This window comes from Bacillus sp. NPDC094106, assembly GCF_044764345.1.
Lineage (GTDB): Bacteria > Bacillota > Bacilli > Bacillales > Bacillaceae_G > Bacillus_A.
The window spans coordinates 250,602-262,494 of record NZ_JBIWHY010000003.1 but is presented as its reverse complement, the minus strand read 5'-3'; the positions used below and the strand labels follow the sequence as shown (position 1 = coordinate 262,494).

The 11,893-nt window shown below is 35.4% G+C and carries 6 protein-coding genes; 3 read left to right on the top strand and 3 right to left on the bottom strand.

All coding sequences use genetic code 11. The features are described 5' to 3' along the window. Positions 1-102: 102 nt before the first annotated feature. Together ACIQ7L_RS06000 and ACIQ7L_RS05995 are read left to right on the top strand one after the other, a co-directional pair. Positions 103-2,568 (top strand): S-layer homology domain-containing protein, encoded by a 2,466-nt coding sequence (locus tag ACIQ7L_RS06000; protein WP_400567493.1) that lies wholly within the window; start codon positions 103-105, stop codon positions 2,566-2,568. 943 nt (positions 2,569-3,511) lie between these two features. Next, entirely contained in the window at positions 3,512-6,193 is a 2,682-nt protein-coding gene (locus ACIQ7L_RS05995; RefSeq protein WP_400567492.1) for an S-layer homology domain-containing protein, read from the top strand. A gap of 113 nt (positions 6,194-6,306) precedes the next feature. Here ACIQ7L_RS05995 and patB1 read toward each other — a convergent pair whose 3' ends face one another. The 3 genes from patB1 to ACIQ7L_RS05980 all read right to left on the bottom strand — a co-directional run bounded on the left by patB1 (position 6,307) and on the right by ACIQ7L_RS05980 (position 10,597). After that, a complete protein-coding gene (gene patB1, locus ACIQ7L_RS05990; protein ID WP_400567490.1) occupies positions 6,307-7,497 on the bottom strand; it encodes a secondary cell wall polysaccharide O-acetyltransferase PatB1 in 1,191 nt (396 codons plus the stop codon). Positions 7,498-7,521: 24 nt separating this feature from the next. Then, positions 7,522-8,937 carry an MBOAT family O-acyltransferase gene (locus ACIQ7L_RS05985; RefSeq protein ID WP_400567488.1) on the bottom strand — a complete coding sequence of 472 codons (1,416 nt, stop codon included), beginning with the start codon at positions 8,935-8,937 and terminating at the stop codon, positions 7,522-7,524. Positions 8,938-9,202: 265 nt separating this feature from the next. Next, the gene (locus ACIQ7L_RS05980; RefSeq protein WP_400567486.1) at positions 9,203-10,597 is read right to left on the bottom strand and encodes an O-antigen ligase family protein; all 1,395 of its coding nucleotides are present in this window, start codon (positions 10,595-10,597) and stop codon (positions 9,203-9,205) included. A gap of 335 nt (positions 10,598-10,932) precedes the next feature. Between ACIQ7L_RS05980 and ACIQ7L_RS05975 the strand changes: the two genes are divergently transcribed. Beyond that, positions 10,933-11,721, top strand: coding sequence for an enoyl-CoA hydratase (locus tag ACIQ7L_RS05975; RefSeq protein WP_400567484.1), 789 nt, complete (start codon positions 10,933-10,935; stop codon positions 11,719-11,721). Positions 11,722-11,893 lie beyond the last annotated feature (172 nt).

The window sequence follows — 11,893 nt, the reverse complement described above, 5'->3', positions numbered from 1 at the left end:
GAAAAGCCCTGAAAAGCAAATAGCTTTACGGGGCTTTTCCTTTACGCTACATAAAATCCATAATTTTCAAAAAATATTCTTTCTAGAGGAGACATACATAAGATGACGAACAAAAAAACTTTCAATAAAGTACTTGCCGGTACAATGGCAACAGCAATGGTAGCAGGTGTAGTAACTCCAGCTGCAGCAGCAGGTAAATCATTCCCAGACGTACCAGCAGGTCACTGGGGTGTTGAATCTATTAACTACTTAGTAGAAAAAGGTGCTCTTAACGGTAAACCCGATGGCACTTTTGCTCCAACTGAAAACATCGACCGTGCTTCTGCTGCGAAAGTCATGGCAATTACTTTAGGTTTAGAAATTGACAAAGATGCAAAACCATCTTTTGAAGATTCAAAAGACAACTGGGCAGCCCCTTACATCGCTGCAGTTGAAAAAGCTGGTGTGATCAAAGGTAACGGTGCGGGTGCATTCAATCCATCAGACAAAATTAACCGTGCTTCTATGGCGTCTATGCTTGTTAAAGCTTACAAATTAGACGCGAAAGTTGTGAATCCAGAAACGAAATTCGATGATCTGAAAGGACATTGGGGAGAGAAAGATGCGAACATTTTAGTTGCATTAGAAATCTCTAACGGAACTGACAATGGCTGGGCTCCTGATAAAGCTGTAACTCGTGCTGAAGCAGCGCAATTTATTGCAAAAACTGATGTGAAATACGGTAAAAAAGAAGTAAAAGAAGCGAAAGTTGAAGCTGTAAATGTATTAAATGCGAAGCAAGTGGAAGTGAAATTTACACAGCCAGTTGATGTGCAAACCGTGGCAAAAGAAAATGAAACATTAAAAGATACAGTTGTATTTAGCGCAGTTGGTGATGCGAAAGCTATCAATCTAGAAAAAGCAACAGCAAAATTAAGTGAAGACGGTAAAACGTTACTAGTTACTGCTGGAGAAGATGAAATCTTTGCAGGTAAGTATGCAGCGACAATTATTGGTGTGAAAACGCTAGATGGTAAAGAAGTAACTTCACATGCCGGCTTCTTTACAGCAAATGATACAACTCGTCCTGTTGTGACTGGTGTAGATTACACAGATAACAATACTGCAAAAATTAAATTCTCTGAGCCTTTAAAAGAAATTGGAACAGTAACAACAGATAATCCTAACGTAACGGCTACAGATGTTACGTTTAAAGAAGGCAATGATTTTGCGACAGTTGATTTATCAAAAGTAACAGGTGAAGGTACAACTCCTGTAAAAGTTACATTTGTTGGTGCAAAAGACTTTACAGGTAACTTTATTACGCCAAATCCAGTTGAAGTACCAGTAGAAAAGAAAGAAGATAAAGTTGCTCCAGAAGTAAAGGGTATTCAAGTTATTTCGGATACACAAGTAAAAGTAACATATTCTGAAAAAATAAAAGCGTCTACTGTGAAAATTAATGGAAAGATAGTAGCAGGAACACCGGATGCAGAGGGACTTGTTTACACATATACAGAAAACTTTACAGATGGTGTGAACAAAATTGATATTACTAGTTTAACAGACTTAGTTGGAAATAAAGGAAACGACTATTCAAAACAATTTGTTGTATCTACTGATAAAGTGGCTCCAACTGTAGTGAATCAGAAAATTGTTACAGAAGATGGGAAAGAAGTTTTAGTAGTAACATATTCTGAACCAGTAACATTAAGTAACAGTAAAGAACAACGTTTCCATGGCACTTATGTGAAAGATTATGTAACAGCAGATGGCTCTTTCCAAGCTACACCAGTTATTGATAGCAAAGATAATAAAGTTGTAAAAATTCCTCTAACAGAAGCAATCAAAGGGAATTGGACAATTAAATTGCCAAAAGGATTTGTAACTGATCAATCACAAGCACAAAATCAAAGTGCTGAAAAAGAAGTTGAATTCCTGCGCAGTGGTGATGAAGTAGCGCCAACAAAGCTGACAACTAGCGTGAGTGAAGATAAAAACGTGATTACTGTAGCGTTTAACGGTAAAGTAGATGGGAAATTAGCGACAAACGCTGAGAACTATAAACTTGAAGGTGCTGCAGTTGAGAAAGCTGTATTAAAGTTAAATGAAGAAACATTTGCAGCTGTTGAGCTAACACTTAAAGAGGGATCTGTTAAAGCAACAGGTGACTATCAACTAACGGTATCTGGAATGAAATCAGCGGCAGGCGTTGATGTAGAGAAAGTAACAGAATCTGTACAACTAGACGAGAATATTGCACCAGTTATACAAAAAGCAGAATTAGTAAGTGGAAAAGATATTGTATTAACGTTCAGTGAAGATTTACTTCCAGCATCTGTTGTAGAGAAAGCACCAGTAGCTGATTATGCAGTATGCGTTGACGGTGTACAAGTTGATGCGGCGAAAGTGACGGAAGCAATGGAAAAAAATAACCAAATTAAACTTACTTTAACAGATGAATTAAATAGTGATCAAGTAGCGAAGACAATTACTATTAAACCAACTGCTGATTATGAAGTATCAGATCTAGTTGGTAATAAAGCAGCTACATTTAAGAAATTTGATGTTGTAAATGCAATTCGATAATAGAGAAGGAATTTGAGATTTATTACTTCTTTGTATATACAAGAGAGAGTTTATCTTCTAGATAAACTCTCTCTTTCTTTATAAGTATAAATGTATACATCAATTAAAAACCTGACATAAACCCCTTCTTTTTAGATGGGAGAGAGCACCTGGCCATGCATAGAAACGGTCAGATCCTTTTCCTGCCTCATGCCAAGTGAAAACAAAGAGAGAAAATAAGTAGCGGTCACTTTTTGTTCTTCATAGCCGCGACTTATATGTTGGAAAATCAAAATGGATATATAGTTAGTTGTATTAATTATAATATATAAATATAGTTATTTTTAGGGAATAAATAACATATTAGTAGTTTTTTAGGGAAATAGTAGTGAATGTCTGCGTCATATTATAATTTTTTGTGTTAAAATTTTGTAAATTTTAAATCGATTTTTATCGAAAAAATGTAAAAAAATGTCGATAAATAAGGTGATATGTAATATAAAGTCTGAATATTGATTTTTTTGGAATAATTTAAGTCGGTTGTAAGTAAATCTTTATGGTATTATTGGATTTGTTGGTAGTTATATACAATATACAATTGAATGTCCATTTTAATGATCAAGCTATATACATCGTAATGATGTGTAGTGAATTTTATTGTAGAATAACATTTATAATTATCAGAATAGCAAAAACATGTCGAACTTTCTTTTGAGAAAAATTATTGAAAACAATTGTGTAGATGTAGTACTATAAACGTGTTTCAACAAAATGGTAAAAAAACCTTAATTTTACATCTAATTTTCGTTTAAATTTTTATTGCAATTTATCATGTAAATCATCGTTCAAGAGAATTCATATCATTTTGCTTGAAGTTTTATTACTTAATAGGTTGTGAGTAACTAGTTTTCAAATTACATATGATGAAACTAGTAGGATAATCCTAAAGGGGGAACTAAACAAAATGGCAAAGAGTAACTCTTATAAAAAAGTAATCGCAGGTACAATGACGGCAGCAATGGTGGCAGGGGTTGTATCTCCAGTTGCAGCGGCAGGTAAAACATTCCCGGATGTTCCAGCAGATCATTGGGCTGCTGAATCTATTGATTATTTAGTAGCGAAAGGTGCACTTAACGGAAAACCAGATGGTACATTCTCTCCTACGGAAGAGGTAGACCGTGCTTCAGCTGCAAAAATTATGGCGCTTGTTTTAGGTTTACCGATTGATGAAAATGCAAAACCATCTTTTAAAGATGCAAAAGGCAGTTGGGCAGCTCCATACATTGCAGCAGTTGAAAAAGCAGGTGTCATTGAAGGGGACGGAAAAGACAACTTCTATCCAGATGGTAAAATTAACCGTGCTTCTATGGCTGCAATGATCGTAAGGGCTTACGACTTGAAAGATAAAGTAAATGGCACATTAGAAACAAAATTTGATGATTTAAGAGGCCATTGGGGTGAAGAAAAAGCAAATATTTTAATCGCATTAGGCCTTTCTAAAGGAACTGATAAGGGCTGGGCGCCAGATAAATCTGTAACGCGTGCAGAAGCAGTTCATTTTATTGCGCAAGCAGATAGCAAATATGCGAAACCAGATAATAGTGTTGCAAAAGTAACAGACGTTTCTGTTTCTGGTCCAGCACAATTAACATTAACTGGTACAGGATTGAACAATCTTTCTGCTGAAGATATTACACTTGAAGGTAATAAAGCGATTGCGATTGAGGCAAGTAAAGATGGAAAAACTGCAACTGTAACACTTGGTGGTAAAGTTGCTCCAAATAAAGACCTTACTGTAAAAGTTAAAGGCGAATCATTCAATGTGAAGTATGTATACGAAGTGCAAAAACTACGCGTAGAGGCACTTACATTTGATGATGATCGTGCAGATCAATCAGTTGTATTTAAATTAAATGAAGAAAAAGGTAACGCTGACATCGAATATTTAGATCTTGCTGGTTATGATGTGAAGTTTGTTGCAACTAATTTAAATGGTACGCCAGCTTCAATTTTTGAAGGAGAAGACGGAGTCCAAACTGCAGAGTCAAAAACTGGTAAACTAGCTGTTGGTATTGGAAAAGCAAAATATAAAGTTGAAGTACAAGTTACAAAACGCGGCGGTATTACAATTTCAAACACTAACACGATTGAAGTGAAAAACCTTGATGCAGAAGCAGCAGCAATTAAAGACGTTGTATTTGCAGTAGACACAGCTGGTGATGGTGTAAGTTATAATTCTGCTCTTAAAGGACAAGACTTTGCATTAAACAGCAAAACATTAGTTGCTGGTGAAAAAGCAGGTATTCAGAAAGTTGTTGCTCAAATTAATAATGAGAACAAAGTTGTTGATCGTAATGCGATTAGCATCAAATCATCTAATCCAGGCGTTATCTCTGTTAATAATAATGAGCAGAAAATTATTAAAGCAGAAGCAGCTGGTTCTGCAACACTTACTGTTAAAGTGGGCGATGTCACAAAAACGTTTAACTTTGTTGTAAAAACGGATCCACGTAAATTAACAAATGTAAAAGCAAGCCCAGATCAATTAAAAGTTGTAGAAGGTAAAGAGTTACCAGTAACATTTGTAACAACTGACCAATACGGCGATCCATTTGGTGCGAATTCTGGGGCTATTAAAGAAGTATTCCCACAAACAGGTGTGGTAACAGCTTTAGATGTTACTACAACGAATGAAGGTTCAATTGGTACATCTGCTATTAAAGTTAAAGGTGCTAAAGTTGGAACTGGTACAATCCACTTCCAAAATCCAAATACAAATGCAAGTGGTGAAGGATACGGTTCACTTCTTGTTGAAGTAACGAAGAGCAACATCGGTCATGAAGCTCCAAGATTAGAGCTTGTTTCTAAAGCTGGCCAAAAAGACCAAGCAGCAGATACTACACTTGGTGCAGGAAATACAGTATTATATCAATTATCTAACTACACTACAGAAGGTGTATATGCGGATGCAGCAGACTTAAAAGGATATGATTTCCGAGTAGGAAATGAAGATATTGCTAAAGCTGAAATTGATGGAAAAACTTTAAAAGTAACAGGTAAAAAAGCAGGTGTTACAGACGTCATCTTAACGAAAAATGGTGCTACAGCTGGACACGCAACAATCACTGTTACACAAGAAAATATTCAAATTACATCTGTTCAATTTAAAGATGTAGAAGTTGAACAATTTGAAAAACGTAAAGTCGACATTGATAGAGTGTTAAATGTTGAGAAGAGTGATAAAGATGATATTATAAAAGGCATCAAATTAAACATCGCAACAGAACATAAAGTACGTATCATTGATGATGTAACTCTAAGAGAATATAAAGATGCAGAAAATGTAGAACAAGGTAAACTTTACCTTGACCGCAACGATAATGGTGTATTCGATGCAGGTGATGCAGAACTTGGTTATGTAACAGCTGTTAAGTCAAGTGATGCAATATCTAACGTAGGAAGGGACTTATATAACTTCTTAACTGATGAAACTAAAGATGCGAAAAACGATGTCTTCAAAGGTGTAACAACTGGATTTGGAGATAAAGGTACAATTATCTTTAAAGTTGTGAAAGACAGATTTGCACCAACAACTGAGTATGGTACAAAAGCTGTAACAATCAACGTAATTAAAGAAGAAATCTAATAGAATTGCTGTATTAGATTTACAAGCCCCGTGTAATGGTTTACACGGGGCTTGTTTTTTGTTCATTAAGAAACACGCCCCTTTAGCGATTTCTAAAGGGGCGTGCCTTATGATTATTGCTTAAACTTAAACATCTCACCACTTAAATTCGAGTCACTATATACAAACAAGACCATATTAATATTGTTGTCTTTTATGTATTGGTAGACATCTTTTTCATGGTAGTGGCGAAGATCCAGGATGGATGTTCGCTTAAAGTTTTGTGCTAAATGTGGTGCGATGGCATTTGCAAATGAATCTTTTAAAATTAAGGCATGGACATCGTTAGGTGCATCGTTGTTTTCAAAGACGATTTCAGGATAGTCATTTGTGTAGTAACCTGCATACGATGTTGTGTCTTTCTGTTTCTCTACACCGTATATTTCATCTAATGAATGATACATCGTGCCATTTACATCTTTTGCAGTTACATTTGTAAAGTGAAATCCGTCTTTTGGCGTGTAGTAACAAAGCTTTTCTCCTGTAGCATCAATGAGTTGATACAACTGATTGTTAAAGCTTCCGATCAGGTGCTTGTTTTTGGCACATGTGCGTGTGTAATCTTCTTTTTCGATTTCTTTTCCTTTATATATAGAAGATTCTTGTTTAATCGTGTTCATAATATATTGATAGCCTAGGAAAGCACCATCCATATTCCAGTGATGATCTGTTTTAAAATACATGTCTTGTATTTCTTGTTGTGTATACTGTTTCTCGAAATGTTCCATGAGTTTAATTGGCTTTACATCTGATGGAAGCTTATCGAGAAAGTAATTTACATCTTCCTTCGCATATGTGTGGATATGAGAAGGCAATTTAAACGATAATGCATTCGTTTTTGATGGTGGTAAAGCAAAGTAAAACTCAATGTTTTGTTCTTTTAGAAACTGAGATAGTTCCTTGACGGCTGGCATGGACTGGTCAATTTCTTTATATTTCGGTGTCCATGCAGGGTTTTTTAACAGCCATTTATCGTCGGTAAGGATAATATCGTTAATGAGAGACTTGTCCATTTTAATTTGAGCCAGCGTATAGTTTTTAATGAGCTCATCTCTGCTGATTAATTGATCGTTTGTGTATGCTTCAAAATCTTTAAAGAAACTGCCTGTTCGAATCGATTCTTTTGTTAGCGCTGGTTTTTGGGCAAGTTGGCGATTTTCAACAGGTGAAATCGCTCGATCTGTCTTGAGCAACGATAATATTCCGAATGAAAGGATAATGGTGAGAAAACCGATGAATAGAACAAAGTTCCCCAATTTTTTCATAATAACTTTTCCTTCCTACATAAGTTAAAACCTGAAATAAATAAATGGATTATACGTCGAATTGACCAGATACATGATCGAAATCATAAATAATGTCAGTAATACTACAGGACGCACAATTTGAATTGAAAACACATACATTTTTGGTGCGAGTTCTAGTACATTTTTAATACGTGCTAAAATTGGCGTTGCTGCGATAAAGGCGATCAGAAATACAATCCCGTATTCATGTATGTATAACATTGTATTGTCATCTGTAAGCGGGTGGTTTTGCAGGCCGAACATTGATTTTAAATACTGGAAAGAGTATGTAAAGTTATCAGCTCGGAAAAAGACCCAACCAACCATGACGATTAGTAATACATATATATGTTGCAGCGGCTTCCATAATTTTTGTAATAGTTTTTCAAGGCCCGCTTTTTCAAGAGAGATGATGACCCCGTAATATAATCCCCAAGCGAGGAATGTCCAGCTGGCACCGTGCCATAAACCGGTTAGTCCCCAAACGATGAATAAATTTCGATAATTTGCTAGTTTTGATACGCGATTTCCTCCAAGCGGAATATAAACGTAATCGCGGAACCAAGATCCTAGTGTAATATGCCATCTTCTCCAAAACTCAGAAATAGACTTTGAAATGTACGGGTAATGGAAGTTTTGAGGGAAATCAAAACCAAACATTTTCCCAAGTCCAATTGCCATATCAGAGTATCCTGAGAAGTCAAAATAAATTTGAAGTGTATAAGCAATAATACCAATCCATGCCGTCCCAACACTCACTTCAGAAGGGGGCAGGGCAAAGATTTTATCAGCGACAAATCCAACTTGGTTTGCAATTAAGATTTTTTTTGAAAGTCCAAGGATGAATATTTGAATGCCTTCTGTAAATTTTTCAAAAGAATGAATGCGTGTTTTAATTTGCTCAGCAACGATATTATAACGAACGATTGGCCCGGCGATAAGTTGCGGGAAAATCGATATATATAATGCTAAGTCGAGCGGGTTTTTTTGCACTTCTCCATCTTTACGATATATATCAATGACATAGGACATTGCTTGGAACGTATAGAATGAAATTCCAATTGGCAACGGAACAGGATCTATATGAATAGATAGATGCAATGCTTGATTTAAAATGTCAGTGAAAAATGAAATATATTTAAAATAAGAAAGAAGTAAAATATTCCCGAGTACAGCCATGATCAAAAACGTGACTTTCATATTTTTACGTTGATCATAATAATGTACGAGTAAACCAAAGCAGTAGTTTAATAGGATAGAAAAGAGCATTAAGAACACAAAGCGTGGTTCTCCCCATGCATAGAAGACTAAACTAAATGCTAGTAACACGAAGTTACGTAGTTCAGCGCGTACAATAAAATAGAAAAATAATACGAAAGGTAAAAAGATAAATAAGAAAATAGAACTACTAAATACCAAGCGACTCTCCTCACTTTGTGTACAATACAGTTAGAAATGAAAAATGTACTGTGTTATGTGATTTTGTTATATGAACTCTTATGTGAAAGAGGATATATCTATTATATAGTCTTTCACATAAGTTATGTAAATAAGTATTTGTCGTTAATAAAGGGAATTAACATCTAGTATAGAAATAGATGTTAATTCCCTTTATCCCGGGCTATTTGCGGGCTAATAATCAGCGGGAGATGAAGCCACCGCTGATTAAAGTTTTACTTTATTTTCAGTCTGCCTTTAAATCAACAATTAAGTAGGCAAGTATAACCGCGAAGAAAATACTAACAGCTGGTGCTGTTAATACGTGTCCAGACATATAGCCAATGCCAAGTGATAACACGATTGTGCTAGCAGGTAGCATATATTTCACGGTTAATATTTGTTTGAAATTTGAAATGACGCGGATACATAACCGGATACCAAAATATAGGAGTGGTAACAGGTAAATCAGAAAACCGATGATTCCAAATGCGAAGAATAAATCATAGAAATCCATTTCGATTAACTTAATTTTTTTTGTATAGTTTCCTGCATACCCCATACCAAATAGTTTCTGTGACATAGGGGCTTCTTTATAATATTGTTTGTATACTTTTAAGAATTTATCCCGGTCACTATAAATTAGACTTTTTACTTCAGAATTTGTGAGTTCACCTTCAGCATGTTTTTTTGCTTCATCAGGATCTTCTTTCACTACTTTACCTTCTTTTCTTTCCTGTTCTTCTCGTACTGATTTTTTATATTCATACATCTGTAAATGGATGCCCATATTTTTGGAAATAGGAGTGAGCGGTGTAACAATCACTAAGCCCCCTAGTACAACGAGAGCAACGATCGCATTTACAAGAGGCGTAAATCCTTTTCCTTCTTTTTTACGCTGCATGATATATTCAATAAACGAAAATAGAAGTGCAACACCTAGTGTAAAAACAATGGCTCCATATCCTACTTTTGTTCCTACCATAATACTTGCATACATCGCTAACAGTGTTGGAATCCAGTAATATACTTTAGAAAAAGAAGTTGTTTTTTGTATGGAATACAGTACAACGATTGGGAACATAATTGCGAAAATCGCACTTAAATCATTTCCAGCAAAGAACCATCCTCTTGAACCAAGCTTTGAGTGAGGATAACTTGGGAAATCTGTTCCAGATGCAATCGAAACAATCATAACAATGCTTAAAATCAATGATGTGTATAAGAAATATGTAACGACTTTATGATAAGCATACTGTTTATCTTTTATTTCTTTAAAGGCAATAATATATCCAAACAGCAACACAATTGGATATACACTTTTTAAAATAAATTTAACTTCCTCGCTAAAAGAGACCGGGGACTTGACCATCATATTGTTTGCAAGACCCACTGCAAGTACGATTCCAAGTAAGCATAAATAAAGAATGTACTTCTTCGTTCCAGGCTCTTTAAAGTGGAGAAGAAGATACACTAGCATAAGAAGCATAAAGGCAAAACGTACTACAATTCCGACTGTCGCACTCATGTGTAATATGTAGATTGAAAAAGATGTTAACAAATCTAAAATTGGCTGAAACACAATGAATAGTAACAGGAAATGTGGGAAGTAGTTATCCGTTTGTTTCAACTTGTTAACCATGTTTTCCTCCATTTCTTCATTCTTTTATCACAGTGCTATTTCTAGAATAGACTGTTCATAAAAGCCTTCATTATATAGGAAGGCGAATGAATTTCTATATTTATTTTGATACATCAAATTTAAGAATACACCATTTCATTCTAATGGTAAATAGAAGAAGAGAGCTGAAGAATGTACACTAATTCAGTTATTTTTCTTCATTATGATATGTTTTATACAGCATTACATACAAATTTCACGATAATTAGACAGAAAATTAAGAAAAAAGAAGGGTTTTTGAACCTCTTTCTATAATTATATAAGTATAATCTTTAGGGAAGAAAGAGGGGTATATAATGGAAGTAAAAAGTAAAGCAGAGTCTGTAGTTGTCCAATATGAAGGACGTGTGGCAACTGTCATGGTAAATCGTCCAGAAGTATTAAATGCGCTAGATGAGCCTACGTTAAAGGAATTGGCAAAAAAACTGAAAGAAGTTGCTGAAAGTTCAGCTCATATTGTCGTATTATGCGGAAATGGCCGTGGTTTTTCAGCGGGTGGCGATATTAAATCGATGCTTTCAAGTAATGATGAAAGCAAATTTGAAGGTATCATGAATGCGATTTCTGAAGTTGTTGTTACATTATATACAATGCCGAAGCTTGTGATTAGTGCCATTCATGGTCCAACGGCAGGTCTTGGATTAAGCATTGCGTTAACGGCGGATTATGTAATGGCTGATATTTCATCCATCATTGCGATGAATTTTATTGGAATCGCTTTAATTCCAGACGGTGGAGGTCATTTCTTCCTGCAAAAACGTCTTGGCGAAAATATGGCGAAACAAATCATTTGGGAAGGTAAGAAGTTACCGGCAACAGAAGCGTTAGATATTGGTTTAATTGATGAAGTAATCGGTGAAAACTTCCAAGGAGCTGTGAAACAAAAAATAAATGAGTGGTTGCAAAAGCCAATTAAAGCGATGATTCAAACGAAGCAAATTTTATGCGAAGTGAATCGCTCTAGTCTAGAACAAACATTGCAGCTTGAAAAGCGTGGACAATACGCGATGAGACAAACAGCCGATCACAAAGAAGGAATTACGGCATTTTTAGAAAAGCGTCCACCGGTATTTACAGGAGAATAAAAAGAAGAAAGTGCTGGCACATTTTAGTATAATTGTGTTAGCACTTTTTTTAATATGTATAAAACCCCCTCTTTTTAGATGGGAGAGAGGATCTAGCCATGGATAGAAGCGGTCAGGGCCTATTTCTGCCACATGCGAAGTAAAAACAGAAAGAGTAAACGAGTGTAGGCTA

Excerpts from the sequence above, each read along its gene's own strand:
- ACIQ7L_RS05980 (WP_400567486.1), bottom strand. The coding sequence starts at position 10,597 with ATGGTTAACAAGTTGAAACAAACGGATAACTACTTCCCACATTTCCTG.
- ACIQ7L_RS05975 (WP_400567484.1), top strand. The coding sequence starts at position 10,933 with ATGGAAGTAAAAAGTAAAGCAGAGTCTGTAGTTGTCCAATATGAAGGA.
- patB1 (WP_400567490.1), bottom strand. The coding sequence starts at position 7,497 with ATGAAAAAATTGGGGAACTTTGTTCTATTCATCGGTTTTCTCACCATT.
- ACIQ7L_RS05995 (WP_400567492.1), top strand. The coding sequence starts at position 3,512 with ATGGCAAAGAGTAACTCTTATAAAAAAGTAATCGCAGGTACAATGACG.
- ACIQ7L_RS06000 (WP_400567493.1), top strand. The coding sequence starts at position 103 with ATGACGAACAAAAAAACTTTCAATAAAGTACTTGCCGGTACAATGGCA.